Raw genomic sequence first — 14,601 nt, 5'->3', positions numbered from 1 at the left:
GGAAAAAAACGTTATAATAAGGTATGATAGAGAAAAGGGAGGCGCTGGAAATGGTACATACACGACAGAAAAAATATGATACAATTACTCATTATTTGAAAACGAATGGCGGTTCCCAAGTTACCTTGACCTTTACCCAGTTTGATGAATTGTTATTCCCTCATTCTGGTTTACCAAAAACTGCTAAGACAGATGTCGATTGGTGGGCAAACGATTATAAGCATCCAGAAAAGGGCGCTTATGGTTGGTTGAATGCGAGTTACCAAGTAGTTCAAGTGAATTTGGAAAAAGAATATGTGGTATTTAATAAATTACTGAAATCAGCATGGTACGTTTAAACCAAGATTGTATCCGCTTTAAAAAACAAGAATGATTGACAAAAATTAACTTTACACTATAATATTTTTAATAGATAATGTTGAAAATTGAAAAAGGCAATGGTAAAAGGGGCTGTTAAAATGTCAAAAAAAACAATTATGTTAGTTTGCTCCGCAGGAATGAGTACTAGTTTACTTGTTACAAAAATGCAAAAAGCAGCATTTAATCAAGGCTTAGATGCCCATATATTTGCGGCTTCTGCATCGGAAGCAGAAACAAATTTAGAAAATAATCCAGTCGATGTGTTATTGTTAGGTCCACAAGTTCGTTATATGAAGAGTGATTTTGAAAAGCGTCTATCACCAAAAGGTATCCCAACAGATGTCATTAGCATGTCTGATTACGGCTTAATGAACGGGGAAAAAGTGCTGGAACAAGCCTTGGGTTTGTTAGCACAAGCAGATAAAAAAGAGTAAAAACAAGTTGTTTTTTCGAGAATCTTCGAAAAAGCAACTTGTCTTTTTTTTTCGTAAAAAAGCTAGAGAAATGCGTATTTTATAAATGAGGTGGTTAACATGGAAGATTTGCATGGACGTAAAATAATTATTGAAGAAACAGAACGTTCAATACAGACAAAACTGGTTTATTTACCAACAATGCTAGAGCGTTCACCCCTAACAATTCAATGTCAGCGGTGCGGGGAAGTCGTATCCAAAAAAGAAAACAGACTGGCGACAAATGTATACTACTGTCATGCATGCATTCAATTAGGCCGTGTGACTTCTTGTCAAAAATTTTGTCATTTACCAGAAAGGCTCAATAGCCCAAGAACTGTCTTTTTTGAGTGGTCTGGACAATTAACAAAGGGACAGCAAGCGATCTCGGTTGAACTTTGTGAGACAGCAAAAATAAGAGAGAATCGCTTAGTGTGGGCAGTTACAGGTGCAGGCAAAACAGAAATGTTATTTGCTGTTTTACACCAAACCTTACAAGAAGGGGGGCGGATTGCGCTGGCTTCGCCGCGTGTCGATGTTTGCTTAGAACTGTTTCCCAGAATCCAAGCGGTTTTTCCTCATGAAGCAATTGCTTTACTTCATGGAAACAGTCAAGAACCGTATCGTTATACGAAACTAGTGATTTGCACCACCCATCAATTATTGAAATTCCATCAAGCGTTTGATTTACTTATCGTTGATGAAGTCGACTCTTTTCCTTTTGTTAATAACGAGCATCTTTATTATGGAGTGCGTAACGCACGAAAAAAAAGAAGTAGTTTGGTGTACTTAACAGCAACCCCTACGAAAGAATTACGGAAGCTTTTACAGCAAAAGAAGTTAGCAGCCAGTATTTTGCCAGCAAGATATCATCGTAGGCCATTACCTGTGCCACGCCGATTTTGGGTTCAGTCGTGGCAACGTCTTTCTAGCAAAAATATTAAAATCATTGCACATCATTTGAAACGTTTATTGGTGCGTAATTCAGTTTTACTATTTTGCCCAAGCATTTCATTAATTCACCAATTGCATGCATTAATAGCTGAGCGATTTTCCGACAAAGAAGTTGTCGCCGTTTATGGTAGTGATGAGCTTCGCCTAGAAAAAGTTCAAGCAATGCGTCAGCAGAAAACGGATATTTTGATCACTACAACCATTTTAGAACGTGGTGTGACTTTTGATGCAGTCTCAGTTATTGTTTATGGTGCCAATCATCGAGTCTTCACTTCTTCAACACTTGTCCAAATTGCGGGCCGAGTCGATCGAAGACAAGAATTCAATTACGGCGAAGTTTTATTTTTACATGATGGGGAAACAAGAGACATGAAAGAGGCAATTCGGCAAATAAAGCAAATGAATCGCTTGGCTAGCAAACGAGGGATGTTAGATGGATTGTAAAAATTGCGCAAGCCCCATTCGTTTGGAGATAACATTAAAAATGCTCTTACGTTTTAAAAAATGGGCGAGGCCTTCACTTTGCCAGCACTGCCAAGCAAAGTTCCAGAAACTGCCAATGACAGGCACTTGTTTTGGCTGTAGTCGCGTCAGCCAAGAGCGCTATTGTTTTGATTGTCAAAGGTGGCAGCTGCTTTATCCAGAGTATTCTTTTCATAATGCAGCGTTGTTTCATTATGATGAAGGAATGCAAGAGTGGATGGAACGCTATAAATTTCAAGGAGACTATCGCTTAAGAATGTGTTTTAACGAGGAAATCAACTTTTACTTTCAGCAACAATCTGCGGACTATATTATTCCGGTGCCCTTATCCGAAAAACGAATGCAAGAACGAGGCTTCAACCAAGTAATTGGCTTACTAGAAGCGGCTGATGTTTCGTACAGCCCTTTTTTAATTAGAAAAGAGGAAAATGTTCCGCAATCTAAGAAAACTAGAAAGGAAAGGATGCAGTTGCAACAACCATTTGCCATCCAAAAAGAAAACCAAAAAAAATTAAAAAAATGTTCTGTTATTTTGGTGGATGACATCTATACCACTGGACGAACTCTTTTCCACGCAGCTGCTGTTATCAATGACTGTTATCCTAAAAGTTTGAATACGTTTACTCTCGCGCGATAAAAAGAAAAGAATTCATAAATTTGATGACTATTTTGTTGGCAAAACCCAGATTATTCGATATAATGAAATTAAGAAGAAGGGAATTAAAGAGTGGTCCTTTAATCTTTTCTTTACTGGTAGATGAAAGGGGTAATTGTTATGTTTAGATATAATGTACGTGGAGAAAATATCGAGGTAACCGAAGCGATTCGAGACTATGTTGAGAAAAAAGTCGGTAAATTAGAAAGATATTTCAGCGATTCACCTGAAGCAACGGTTCACGTGAATTTGAAAGTGTACACTGAAAAAACAGCCAAAGTCGAGGTTACTATTCCTCTTCCTTATCTAGTTTTACGAGCTGAAGAAACGTCACCTGATTTATACGCAAGTATTGATTTGGTTGTCGATAAATTAGAACGACAAATTCGTAAATTTAAAACAAAAATCAACAGAAAATCTCGTGAAACAGGACGTAACAATACAAAAGCCGCTGTCTTCTTAGTTGGTGAAGAAACAGAAGAAACACCTTCAGAATTAGACATCGTTCGTACAAAACGTCTATCATTAAAACCGATGGACAGTGAAGAAGCTGTTTTACAAATGAACATGTTAGGACACAACTTCTTCATTTTTGAAGATGCTGAAACAAATGGAACAAGCATTGTTTACCGTCGTAAAGATGGCAAATATGGCTTGATTGAAACAGACTAAAGCTTAAAACAAGAGCTGAAATGCCTTCGTGCATTTCAGCTCTTTAAACATCTTTAAAGCACGGAGTAAAGAAAAAATAAAGAAATACATAAAATAACTTTAAAAGTTCCTCTTTTAAAGGAAAATGTCTGCAAAATAGAGAGAAATGGTTTTCTTTCTCGTCAAGTAATGATAAAATAAAACGGATAGATTGTGCTTCTTGTACAAAAAGGATACAAAAATAAAAAGAGGTAATTGAAAGGAACACAGATACCAATGGCAAATTTTTTGAAAAAAATGATCGAAAACGATAAAAAAGAATTAAGACGATTAGAAAAAATCGCCGATAAAATTGATGCACATGCAAGTGCAATGGAACAACTAAGCGATGAACAATTACGTGAAAAAACAGATGAATTTAAAGCCCGTTATCAAAAAGGGGAAACCTTAGACGAACTATTACCAGAAGCGTTTGCGGTTGTCCGTGAAGCTGCTAAACGAGTACTAGGTTTATTCCCATACCGTGTCCAATTAATGGGTGGGATTGTGCTTCATGACGGGAACATTCCTGAAATGAGAACAGGTGAAGGGAAAACCTTGACTGCCACAATGCCTGTATACTTGAATGCACTATCTGGCGAAGGAGTACACGTTGTTACAGTTAATGAATACTTAGCAACCCGTGACTCTAACGAAATGGGAGAATTATATAATTTCTTAGGCTTAAGCGTTGGCTTAAACATTAACTCTAAATCTTCTGATGAAAAACGTGAAGCGTATAACTGTGATATCACTTATAGTACAAATAACGAATTAGGATTTGACTATTTGCGTGATAACATGGTTGTTTATCGCAGCCAAATGGTTCAACGTCCATTAAACTATGCAATTGTCGATGAAGTGGATTCAATCTTAATTGATGAAGCAAGAACCCCATTAATTATTTCTGGACAAGCTGAAAAATCGACAGCACTCTATACGCGTGCCGATAATTTTGTCAAACGCTTAAAAGAAGACGAAGATTACAAAATTGATATTCAGTCTAAAACAATTGGTTTAACAGAAGCAGGTATTGAAAAAGCGGAACAAACTTTCGGATTGGATAACCTTTACGATATTGAAAATACAGCATTAACGCACCATTTAGATCAAGCGTTACGGGCAAACTATATCATGTTACTAGACATTGATTACGTGGTTCAAGACAATAAAGTCTTAATTGTTGACCAATTTACTGGTCGTATCATGGATGGTCGTCGTTATTCTGATGGCTTGCATCAAGCGATTGAAGCAAAAGAAGGCGTCGAAATTGAAGATGAAACAAAAACAATGGCGACGATTACGTTCCAAAACTACTTCCGGATGTACAAAAAACTAGCCGGGATGACTGGTACTGCTAAAACAGAAGAAGAAGAATTCCGTGAAATTTACAATATTCAAGTCATTCAAATCCCAACCAATCGTCCAATTATCCGTGACGATCGTCCAGATTTACTTTATCCAACCTTAGAAAGTAAATTTAATGCAGTGGTGGAAGATATTAAAGAACGTTACCACAAAGGGCAACCAGTGTTGGTGGGGACTGTTGCGGTAGAAACGTCAGAATTACTTTCTGATAAATTAAACGCAGCTAAAATTCCTCATGAAGTATTAAATGCGAAAAATCACTTTAAAGAAGCCGAAATTATTATGAATGCCGGTCAAAAAGGCGCAGTTACAATTGCAACAAATATGGCTGGTCGTGGAACGGATATTAAACTTGGTTTAGGTGTACTTGAACTAGGTGGTCTAGCAGTTATCGGGACAGAACGTCATGAGTCACGTCGTATTGATAATCAGTTGCGTGGACGTGCAGGACGTCAAGGGGATCCAGGGGTTTCACAATTTTATTTATCTTTAGAAGATGACTTAATGAAACGCTTTGGTTCAGAACGAATTAAAACATTCTTAGAACGAATGAATGTGCAAGAAGAAGATGCAGTTATTCAAAGTAAAATGTTTACTCGCCAAGTAGAGTCTGCTCAAAAACGTGTGGAAGGAAATAACTATGACACACGTAAAAATGTCTTACAATACGATGACGTGATGCGCGAGCAACGTGAAGTTATTTATGCGCAACGACAAGAAGTAATTATGGAAGAAAATGACTTGTCTGATGTATTGATGGGCATGGTAAAACGGACGATTGGCCGAGTGGTGGATAGCCATACACAATTAGAAAAAGAAGAATGGAATTTAGATGGGATTGTCGATTTTGCAGCCTCAACACTTGTCCATGAAGATACGATTTCTAAAAAAGATTTAGAAAATAAATCAGCTGAAGAAATCAAAGACTACTTAGTGGCACGTGCGCAAGAAGTATTTGAAGAAAAATCTCAACAATTGAATGGTCAAGAACAACTGCTAGAATTTGAAAAAGTTGTCATCTTGCGTGTCGTCGATACTAAATGGACAGATCACATTGATGCAATGGATCAATTACGCCAATCTGTCGGCTTACGTGCGTACGGTCAAAACAACCCATTAGTAGAATATCAAACAGAAGGTTATTCTATGTATAACAATATGGTGGGTTCAATCGAATATGAAGTAACACGTTTATTCATGAAATCGGAAATTCGCCAAAATGTCCAACGTGAGCAAGTAGCTCAAGGACAAGCGGAACATCCAGAAACAGAACAAGATGCAGCTGCACAAAGCAACACAAGTGCGAAGCGTCAACCTGTGCGTGTAGATAAAAAAGTGGGCCGTAATGATTTATGCCCATGCGGAAGTGGCAAAAAATTCAAAAATTGTCATGGAAGAAACGCTTAATTAAAGAAAAAACGCAGGGTGGGGCAATTTGTCCCGCCTTTGCTCTTTTTACAATAAAGAGAAAGAAGGAATCATTTTGGAAAACCCAGAAATTCGTACATTATTAGACGAAATGACACAAAAAATTACTAGCTTCAGGAGGTCTCTTTGACTTAGACCAGTTAGAAGAAGACATTGCCGAGGCGGAAAATCGGATGGGAGAACCTGGTTTTTGGGACAACACAGAAACGGCTCAAAAGCTAATTAACGAAACCAATAGTTTGAAAGAAAAATATCAACAATTTCATCAGCTCTCTGAGGAACTTGACGAATTAACGGTGATGTTTGAATTACAACAAGAAGAATATGATGCAGAGATTCAAGAAGAATTGGAAGAAAGAATTCATCTCTTGCAAGAACGTTTAACAACGTATGAGCTATCCTTACTACTAAATGAGCCATATGATCATAATAACGCCCTAATTGAATTACACCCTGGTGCCGGTGGTACTGAGTCACAAGACTGGGGAAGTATGCTTTTACGAATGTACACACGTTGGGCAGAAAGTCACGGTTTCCAAGTTGAAACGTTGGATTACCAAGCTGGAGATGAAGCAGGGATTAAAAGTGTCACCTTATTAATCAAAGGTTACAATGCTTATGGTTACCTAAAATCTGAAAAAGGTGTCCATCGTCTTGTGCGGATTTCGCCCTTTGATTCCGCTAAACGCCGTCATACTTCGTTTTGTTCAGTTGATGTAATGCCTGAATTAGACGATACAATAGAGATTGCGATCAATCCAGATGACTTAAAAATTGATACCTATCGAGCAAGTGGTGCTGGTGGTCAGCATATTAATAAAACAGAATCGGCTGTTCGAATCACACATATTCCAACAGGTACCGTTGTCGCAAGCCAAGCACAACGTTCTCAATTAAAAAACCGTGAGCAAGCAATGAGTATGTTAAAAGCCAAATTATATCAATTGGAAATGGAAAAGAAAGCCCAAGAAGCAGCAAGTTTACGTGGTGAACAAATGGAAATTGGTTGGGGCTCACAAATCCGTTCTTACGTGTTCCATCCGTATTCAATGGTCAAAGACCATCGGACAAATTACGAAACCGGCAATGTACAAGCTGTGATGGATGGAGACCTTGATGGTTTCATTGATGCCTACTTAAAACAGCGCTTAAGTTAAGCTCTTCATTAAATTGAAATAAAAATGTAACTTAATGCAAGAAGTTTGCAATATTGACATGTTATAATGAGTAGGATTGAAGAAAAAAGAGATGGAGAGAACGCCATGATTGAAATGAAAGATGTAATGAAGAAATATTCGAATGGTACAACAGCGATTCGAAATATTTCAGTAGAGATTGACCAAGGCGAGTTCGTCTATGTGGTTGGTCCCTCAGGTGCAGGGAAATCAACCTTTATTAGATTAATGTATCGTGAAGAAAAAGCAACAAAAGGTAATTTGACAGTTGCAGGTCATGATTTAATGAAAATAAAAAATAAAGAAGTTCCTTATTTACGTCGTGAAATCGGCATCGTTTTCCAAGACTATAAACTATTACCAAAGAAAACTGTGTATGAGAACGTGGCCTATGCGATGCAAGTTATCGGACGGCGTCCTCGCGAAATCAAAAAACGCGTGATGGAAGTTTTAGATTTAGTCGGTCTAAAACATAAGGTACGTGTTTTTCCAAGCGAACTTTCTGGTGGGGAACAGCAACGGGTATCCATTGCACGAGCAATCGTAAATACACCGAAAGTTTTAATTGCCGATGAACCAACTGGGAACTTAGATCCAGAGAATTCATGGGAAATCATGAAATTGTTGGACCGGATTAACGCACAAGGAACAACAGTCGTGATGGCAACGCATAATAGTACAATTGTAAATACGATTCGTCACCGTGTTATTGCCATTGAAAATGGTCGCATTATTCGTGACCAAGTGGAAGGAGAATACGGCTACGATGATTAGAACATTCTTTTCTCATTTATTTGAAAGTATCAAAAGTTTAAAACGGAACGGTTGGATGACTGTTGCCTCAGCAAGTGCGGTTACAATTACATTAGTTTTAGTTGGTATTTTTATGGGCGTTATTTTTAATGCAACGAAACTTGCTGATGATGTCGAAAAAAACGTGACAGTGTCAGTTTTTGTCGATATTGGTACAAAACAAAATGAAATGAAAACATTAGAAAAACAACTTAAAGGATTAGACAATGTTGAAGATATTTCTTATTCAAACAAAGATCAACAATTGAAAAAAATCCAAGAACAAATGGGGGATGCCTGGAATCTTTTCGAAGGCGACAGTAACCCATTATACGACGTGTATTATGTCCGTGCAAAAACACCAGAAGACACGAAAGATATTGCGAAACAAGCAGCTAAATTCCCAAGTGTTTTTAAAGCCGATTACGGTGGTGTAAACTCAGACAAAATCTTTAAAATCGCTCAAACCGTTCGAACTTGGGGCTTAGCAGCTGCTGCATTACTTTTATTCGTTGCAGTGTTCTTAATTTCCAACACCATTCGGATTACGATTTTATCTCGTCAAAAAGAAATCCAAATTATGCGTCTTGTAGGAGCGAAAAACAGTTTCATTCGTTGGCCGTTCTTCTTAGAAGGTGCTTGGATTGGGTTGATTGGCGCAATCGTGCCAGTCATCATTATGACGTTAGGCTACCATCAAGTTTATAACATGTTTAACCCGCAGTTATTGCGTTCGAATTATTCATTAATTCGTCCAGAAGATTTTATCTGGAAAGTTAATCTATTAATGATTGCAACAGGAATGATTATTGGATCACTAGGTTCAGTTATTTCAATGCGTCGTTTCTTGAAAATTTAAACGAAAAAAAGCTCTCCATTTTGGAGAGCTTTTTTTGTTTTAGTTTTAAAATACTTGTTATTTAATTTAAGAGTTTTCTCAGTTGTACCAACAAATTGATAACTTATAATTTTCAAGTCCTACATATAATGGTAAAATAGAATAGATTGAAATTAATTGGAGGAATAATGAATCGATGAAAAAAAGATTGCTATTATTTATTGGTTTGACAAGTATACTTACTTTGACAGGATGTGCAAAATGGATTGATCGTGGTGAATCCATCACAGCGGTAGGCTCATCAGCTTTACAACCATTAGTAGAGACAGCGAGTGAGGAATATCAAAGCCAAAATCCGGGAAGATTTATTAATGTCCAAGGTGGCGGAAGCGGAACAGGTCTGAGTCAAGTCCAATCTGGTGCGGTAGACATTGGTAATTCTGATTTATTTGCAGAAGAGAAAAAGGGCATCAAAGCGGAAGACCTAATTGATCATAAAGTTGCTGTCGTTGGGATTACACCAATCGTTAACAAAAATGTCGGTGTCAAAGATATCTCAATGGAAAATTTAAAGAAAATCTTTTTAGGTGAAGTAACAAACTGGAAAGAACTTGGCGGGAAAGACCAAAAAATTGTTATTTTGAACAGAGCGGCCGGTAGTGGTACGCGTGCGACTTTTGAAAAATGGGTCTTGGGAGATAAAACAGCCATTCGTGCGCAAGAACAAGATTCCAGCGGCATGGTTCGTTCCATTGTTTCTGATACACCAGGAGCGATTAGTTATACCGCATTTTCATATGTTACTGATGAAGTAGCTACGTTAAGTATTGATGGTGTTCAGCCAACAGATGAAAATGTAATGAACAATAAATGGATTATTTGGTCTTATGAACACATGTACACCCGTAAAAATCCAAGTGATTTAACCAAAGAGTTTTTAGACTTTATGTTGTCAGATGATATCCAAGAACGTGTAATTGGTCAATTAGGGTATATTCCTGTTTCGAAAATGGAAATTGAACGGGATTGGCAAGGAAATGTCATTAAATAATTCTCTTAACACAAAATTTACAAACTTAACATAAAATTTACATGTTATTAAAAACAAATTGATGTAAAAAAGGTACACTATTTTTATCTGTAAAAGTTGGATTGTTTGAGGAGGAAATATTCTTGGAAGATGTACAGAAAAAATTATTAACAAAATCGAAAAGAGCCAAGATGGAGCAACGAGGGAAATTTATTAGTTTCCTATGTATTGCCTTAATTGTAGCAGTGGTTGTTTCAATTTTCTATTTTGTTGCAAGTAAAGGACTTGCTACATTCTTTAAAGATAAGATTAACGTGTTTGATTTCTTATTTGGAACAAACTGGAACCCAAGTGATATCGGCGCAGACGGTAAACCCATGGTTGGGGCTTTACCGATGATTGCGGGTTCCTTTATTGTAACGTTTTTGTCAGCGATTGTTGCGACGCCATTTGCGATTGGAGCGGCTGTTTTTATGACAGAAATTTCACCTAAAAAAGGAGCGAAATTTTTACAACCAGTTATTGAATTACTTGTAGGGATTCCCTCTGTTGTTTATGGATTTATTGGTTTATCTGTCATTGTTCCTTTTGTCCGTTCAATCTTTGGCGGAACTGGCTTCGGTATTTTAGCTGGTACGTTTGTGCTATTTGTCATGATTTTACCAACGGTTACTACGATGACCGTAGATGCATTAAAAGCTGTGCCTCGACATTATCGTGAAGCGTCGTTGGCGCTTGGTGCTACGCGTTGGCAAACGATTTATAAAGTTGTCTTGCGGGCAGCTGTGCCTGGTATTTTAACTGCGGTTGTCTTTGGTATGGCTCGTGCGTTTGGTGAAGCCTTAGCAATCCAAATGGTAATCGGAAATGCAGCTGTGATGCCAACTAGTTTGACGACACCAGCTTCGACACTAACAAGTATTTTGACAATGGGGATTGGGAATACAATTATGGGAACAGTAGAAAACAACGTTCTTTGGTCTTTAGCCTTAATTCTATTGTTGATGTCTTTACTATTCAACATTGTTATCCGAATTATCGGTAAGAGAGGAGCCTTAAAATAATGAATGCAAAAAAAGCAGATAAAATCGCAACAGGTATCTTATATGCCGTATCTGGCGTCATTGTTTTAATTTTGGCGGCCTTACTGATTTACATTTTAGCTAGAGGAATTCCACATATTTCGTGGGAATTTTTAACACAACCATCCAGAGCCTATCAAGTTGGTGGTGGGATTGGTATTCAGCTTTTCAACTCACTATATTTACTATTGATTACAATGATTATTAGTATTCCAATTTCATTGGGTGCTGGAATTTACTTATCGGAATATGCGAAAAAGAATTGGTTAACTGATTTAATTCGTACCTCGATTGAAATTTTAAGTTCATTGCCTTCCGTTGTTGTCGGGCTGTTCGGCTTCTTGATTTTCGTTGTACAAATCGGATATGGCTTTTCAATCTTATCAGGTGCGTTAGCATTAACATTTTTTAACTTACCATTATTGACTAGAAATGTTGAGGAATCTTTGAAAGCCATTCATTATACACAGCGTGAAGCGGGGTTAGCCTTAGGTCTTTCACGTTGGGAAACAGTTAAAAAAGTTATTTTGCCAGAAGCGTTACCAGGAATTTTGACAGGTGTTATTTTGAGTTCTGGTCGGATTTTCGGTGAAGCCGCTGCGCTAATTTATACAGCAGGACAAAGCGCACCTGCCTTAGATTTCAGTAATTGGAATCCATTGAGCGTTTCAAGTCCAATTAGCATTTTCCGTCAAGCGGAAACGTTGGCTGTGCATATTTGGAAAATTAATACCGAAGGAACGATGCCAGATGGCGCTGCGGTCTCAGCAGGTGCCTCCGCTGTGTTAATTTTAGTAGTTTTACTTTTCAATTTCGGCGCTCGTTTTATCGGCAACCGTCTTTATAAGAGAATGACATCAGCTTAATGTTAGGGGAATTAGCATGAAAGAATACAATTTAAATGATACCCATTTACTTCAACTAGATAGCCAAAAAGACCCGATTGCGTTACACACGGAAGACTTACATGTCTTTTACGGGGACAATGAGGCTATCAAAGGTGTTGATTTACAATTTGAAAAGAACAAAATAACCGCCTTAATTGGACCTTCTGGTTGCGGTAAATCCACGTATTTACGTTCGCTAAATCGTATGAACGATGGCATTGCCAATTCACGTGTTACTGGAAAAATCATGTATAAAGATGTCGATGTCAATACGAAAGAAGTTGACGTCTACGAAATGAGAAAACGCATTGGCATGGTTTTTCAGCGGCCCAATCCATTTAGTAAATCTATCTATGAAAATATCACATTCGCATTGAAACAGCATGGTGAAAAGGATAAGAAAAAATTAGATGAAATCGTTGAAACAAGTTTGAAGCAAGCCGCACTTTGGGATCAAGTGAAAGATAACTTAAACAAAAGCGCCTTAGCTCTGTCTGGTGGGCAACAACAACGTTTGTGTATCGCTCGGGCAATTGCGATGAAACCAGATATTTTATTGTTAGATGAACCGGCAAGCGCGTTAGATCCGATTTCAACAGGAACGGTTGAAGAAACGTTAGTGAATTTAAAAGATGATTACACTATCATCATTGTGACACATAACATGCAACAAGCGGCGCGGATTAGTGACTATACAGCTTTCTTCTATATGGGTAAAGTCATTGAATACGACCATACAAGAAAAATCTTTACACGACCAAAAATTCAAGCAACGGAAGACTACGTTTCAGGACATTTTGGTTAGGAGGAGCAAGATGGGCAAAGAAATTATTTCATCAAAAGATTTACATTTATATTACGGGAAAAAAGAAGCATTGAAAGGCATTGATTTAACTTTTAATCAAGGAGAATTAACTGCCATGATTGGTCCTTCTGGTTGCGGGAAGTCAACGTATTTACGTTGCTTGAATCGTATGAATGATTTAATCCCAGACGTAACTATTACTGGAAGTGTCGTCTATAAAGGAAAAGATATTTATGGACCGAAAACAGATAACGTTGAATTACGTAAAGAAATTGGCATGGTTTTCCAACAACCTAATCCATTTCCGTTTTCAGTTTATGAAAATGTGATTTATGGCTTGCGCCTAAAAGGAGTCAAAGACAAGCAAGTCTTAGATGAAGCAGTTGAAACCAGTTTGAAAGCTGCTGCCGTTTGGGAGGATGTCAAAGATAAACTTCACAAAAGTGCACTTTCACTTTCTGGTGGACAACAACAGCGGGTTTGTATCGCTCGTGTTTTAGCTGTGGAACCAGATATTATTTTATTAGATGAACCAACTAGCGCCTTGGACCCAGTTTCTAGTGGTAAAATTGAAAACATGCTGTTAACATTAAAAGAGAAATATACCATGATTATGGTGACACATAATATGTCACAAGCATCACGGATCTCTGATAAAACGGCCTTCTTTTTACAAGGTGATTTAATTGAATTTAATGACACGAAAAAAGTATTTTTAAATCCAAAAGAAAAACAAACAGAAGATTACATTTCTGGTAAATTTGGTTAAAAGGGGGAAAAAGAATGTTACGGACACAATTTGAAGAAGAACTATTGAATCTGCACAATCAATTTTATGAAATGGGTATGATGGTTAGTAGTGCCGTCCATAAATCCGTGAAGGCATATATTAATCATGATAAAAAATTGGCTCAAGAAGTGATTGATCGCGATATTGAAATTAATGATATGGAAGTCAAACTTGAGAAAAAGAGTTTTGAAATGATTGCGTTACAACAACCAGTGACAACAGACTTACGTATGATTATCACTGTTATGAAAGCTAGTTCGGATTTAGAAAGAATGGCGGACCATGCCGTTTCAATTGCTAAATCAACGATTCGCTTAAAAGGAGAAACACGTATTCCTGAAATCGAAAAAGAAATTTCAGATATGTCTGATTATGTGAAAAAAATGGTGGATAATGTTTTAATCGCCTATGTTAAAACGGATCAAAAAGATGCACGAATGATTGCACAAATGGATGATCGTACTAATGAATATTTCGATAGTATTTACAAACATGCCGTAGAAGCAATGAAAGCTAATCCAGAAACGGTCATTAGCGGAACTGATTATCTACATGTGGCACAATACTTGGAAAGAATTGGCGACTATGTCACAAATATTTGTGAGTGGATTGTTTACTTGGCAACTGGTAAAATTACCGAATTGAATAGTAATCGTGACGAACAATTTTAAGAAAAACAAATAAAAAAAACTAGGAGACGGCCTTTTTTAGACCAATTCCTAGTTTTTTTAGCATAAAATGAACTGATTTTATAAAACTAGTCCTTACTAATGAGAAGAAATCGTTCTTAAGTCCTATGACAAATGATCAAA

General features: G+C 37.3%; 15 protein-coding genes. All 15 read left to right on the top strand.

Annotated features, from left to right (window positions below):
- Nucleotides 1-50 precede the first annotated feature (50 nt).
- The 15 genes from IGL13_RS07275 to phoU all read left to right on the top strand — a co-directional run bounded on the left by IGL13_RS07275 (nucleotide 51) and on the right by phoU (nucleotide 14,460).
- The gene (locus tag IGL13_RS07275) at nucleotides 51-338 is read left to right on the top strand and encodes a DUF7662 domain-containing protein (protein ID WP_002357286.1); all 288 of its coding nucleotides are present in this window, start codon (nucleotides 51-53) and stop codon (nucleotides 336-338) included.
- A 120-nt stretch (nucleotides 339-458) separates the two neighbouring features.
- Nucleotides 459-794 carry a PTS sugar transporter subunit IIB gene (locus tag IGL13_RS07270; RefSeq protein WP_002360150.1) on the top strand — a complete coding sequence of 112 codons (336 nt, stop codon included), beginning with the start codon at nucleotides 459-461 and terminating at the stop codon, nucleotides 792-794.
- A gap of 99 nt (nucleotides 795-893) precedes the next feature.
- On the top strand, nucleotides 894-2,210 hold the full coding sequence (locus tag IGL13_RS07265; protein ID WP_002401378.1) for a DEAD/DEAH box helicase: 1,317 nt from the start codon (nucleotides 894-896) through the stop codon (nucleotides 2,208-2,210).
- Nucleotides 2,200-2,886 (top strand): ComF family protein, encoded by a 687-nt coding sequence (locus tag IGL13_RS07260; protein ID WP_002401377.1) that lies wholly within the window; start codon nucleotides 2,200-2,202, stop codon nucleotides 2,884-2,886. Before IGL13_RS07265 ends, IGL13_RS07260 begins: the two co-directional genes overlap by 11 nt.
- A 138-nt stretch (nucleotides 2,887-3,024) precedes the next feature.
- Nucleotides 3,025-3,576 carry a ribosome hibernation-promoting factor, HPF/YfiA family gene (gene hpf, locus IGL13_RS07255; protein WP_002357293.1) on the top strand — a complete coding sequence of 184 codons (552 nt, stop codon included), beginning with the start codon at nucleotides 3,025-3,027 and terminating at the stop codon, nucleotides 3,574-3,576.
- Nucleotides 3,577-3,831: 255 nt separating this feature from the next.
- On the top strand, nucleotides 3,832-6,369 hold the full coding sequence (gene secA, locus IGL13_RS07250) for a preprotein translocase subunit SecA (protein WP_002381826.1): 2,538 nt from the start codon (nucleotides 3,832-3,834) through the stop codon (nucleotides 6,367-6,369).
- A 76-nt stretch (nucleotides 6,370-6,445) separates the two neighbouring features.
- A protein-coding gene (gene prfB, locus IGL13_RS07245) for a peptide chain release factor 2 (protein WP_111997025.1) occupies nucleotides 6,446-7,547 on the top strand; the annotation gives its coding sequence in 2 pieces (ribosomal slippage) (nucleotides 6,446-6,517 and nucleotides 6,519-7,547; 1,101 coding nt in all).
- Between the two features lie 105 nt (nucleotides 7,548-7,652).
- Nucleotides 7,653-8,339 carry a cell division ATP-binding protein FtsE gene (gene ftsE, locus IGL13_RS07240; protein WP_002361935.1) on the top strand — a complete coding sequence of 229 codons (687 nt, stop codon included), beginning with the start codon at nucleotides 7,653-7,655 and terminating at the stop codon, nucleotides 8,337-8,339.
- Nucleotides 8,332-9,216 carry a permease-like cell division protein FtsX gene (gene ftsX, locus IGL13_RS07235; protein ID WP_002360154.1) on the top strand — a complete coding sequence of 295 codons (885 nt, stop codon included), beginning with the start codon at nucleotides 8,332-8,334 and terminating at the stop codon, nucleotides 9,214-9,216. The genes ftsE and ftsX overlap by 8 nt, the downstream gene beginning before the upstream one ends.
- Before the next feature lie 175 nt (nucleotides 9,217-9,391).
- Nucleotides 9,392-10,246, top strand: a complete 855-nt coding sequence (locus IGL13_RS07230) for a phosphate ABC transporter substrate-binding protein PstS (RefSeq protein ID WP_002378391.1) — start codon at nucleotides 9,392-9,394, stop codon at nucleotides 10,244-10,246.
- A gap of 122 nt (nucleotides 10,247-10,368) precedes the next feature.
- Complete coding sequence (pstC, locus tag IGL13_RS07225) at nucleotides 10,369-11,289, top strand: phosphate ABC transporter permease subunit PstC (RefSeq protein ID WP_002357299.1); 921 nt, start codon at nucleotides 10,369-10,371, stop codon at nucleotides 11,287-11,289.
- Complete coding sequence (gene pstA / locus IGL13_RS07220) at nucleotides 11,289-12,173, top strand: phosphate ABC transporter permease PstA (RefSeq protein WP_002357300.1); 885 nt, start codon at nucleotides 11,289-11,291, stop codon at nucleotides 12,171-12,173. Before pstC ends, pstA begins: the two co-directional genes overlap by 1 nt.
- Before the next feature lie 16 nt (nucleotides 12,174-12,189).
- On the top strand, nucleotides 12,190-12,999 hold the full coding sequence (gene pstB / locus IGL13_RS07215; RefSeq protein WP_002357302.1) for a phosphate ABC transporter ATP-binding protein PstB: 810 nt from the start codon (nucleotides 12,190-12,192) through the stop codon (nucleotides 12,997-12,999).
- Between the two features lie 10 nt (nucleotides 13,000-13,009).
- A complete protein-coding gene (gene pstB / locus IGL13_RS07210) occupies nucleotides 13,010-13,768 on the top strand; it encodes a phosphate ABC transporter ATP-binding protein PstB (RefSeq protein ID WP_002357303.1) in 759 nt (252 codons plus the stop codon).
- Nucleotides 13,769-13,782: 14 nt separating this feature from the next.
- Complete coding sequence (gene phoU, locus IGL13_RS07205) at nucleotides 13,783-14,460, top strand: phosphate signaling complex protein PhoU (protein ID WP_002357304.1); 678 nt, start codon at nucleotides 13,783-13,785, stop codon at nucleotides 14,458-14,460.
- Nucleotides 14,461-14,601: the final 141 nt, after the last annotated feature.

Source organism: Enterococcus sp. DIV1937 (genome assembly GCF_050535975.1).
Classification (GTDB): Bacteria; Bacillota; Bacilli; order Lactobacillales; family Enterococcaceae; genus Enterococcus; species Enterococcus faecalis.
Note: the sequence above shows the minus strand (reverse complement) of the source record. Positions and strands in the feature narration are given on the sequence as shown.

What these genes read in the sequence shown, in the direction of transcription:
- IGL13_RS07275 (WP_002357286.1), top strand. Translation starts at nt 51, where the DNA reads ATGGTACATACACGACAGAAAAAATATGATACAATTACTCATTATTTG.
- IGL13_RS07270 (WP_002360150.1), top strand. Translation starts at nt 459, where the DNA reads ATGTCAAAAAAAACAATTATGTTAGTTTGCTCCGCAGGAATGAGTACT.
- IGL13_RS07265 (WP_002401378.1), top strand. Translation starts at nt 894, where the DNA reads ATGGAAGATTTGCATGGACGTAAAATAATTATTGAAGAAACAGAACGT.
- IGL13_RS07260 (WP_002401377.1), top strand. Translation starts at nt 2,200, where the DNA reads ATGGATTGTAAAAATTGCGCAAGCCCCATTCGTTTGGAGATAACATTA.
- hpf (WP_002357293.1), top strand. Translation starts at nt 3,025, where the DNA reads ATGTTTAGATATAATGTACGTGGAGAAAATATCGAGGTAACCGAAGCG.
- secA (WP_002381826.1), top strand. Translation starts at nt 3,832, where the DNA reads ATGGCAAATTTTTTGAAAAAAATGATCGAAAACGATAAAAAAGAATTA.
- ftsE (WP_002361935.1), top strand. Translation starts at nt 7,653, where the DNA reads ATGATTGAAATGAAAGATGTAATGAAGAAATATTCGAATGGTACAACA.
- ftsX (WP_002360154.1), top strand. Translation starts at nt 8,332, where the DNA reads ATGATTAGAACATTCTTTTCTCATTTATTTGAAAGTATCAAAAGTTTA.
- IGL13_RS07230 (WP_002378391.1), top strand. Translation starts at nt 9,392, where the DNA reads ATGAAAAAAAGATTGCTATTATTTATTGGTTTGACAAGTATACTTACT.
- pstA (WP_002357300.1), top strand. Translation starts at nt 11,289, where the DNA reads ATGAATGCAAAAAAAGCAGATAAAATCGCAACAGGTATCTTATATGCC.
- pstB (WP_002357302.1), top strand. Translation starts at nt 12,190, where the DNA reads ATGAAAGAATACAATTTAAATGATACCCATTTACTTCAACTAGATAGC.
- pstB (WP_002357303.1), top strand. Translation starts at nt 13,010, where the DNA reads ATGGGCAAAGAAATTATTTCATCAAAAGATTTACATTTATATTACGGG.
- phoU (WP_002357304.1), top strand. Translation starts at nt 13,783, where the DNA reads ATGTTACGGACACAATTTGAAGAAGAACTATTGAATCTGCACAATCAA.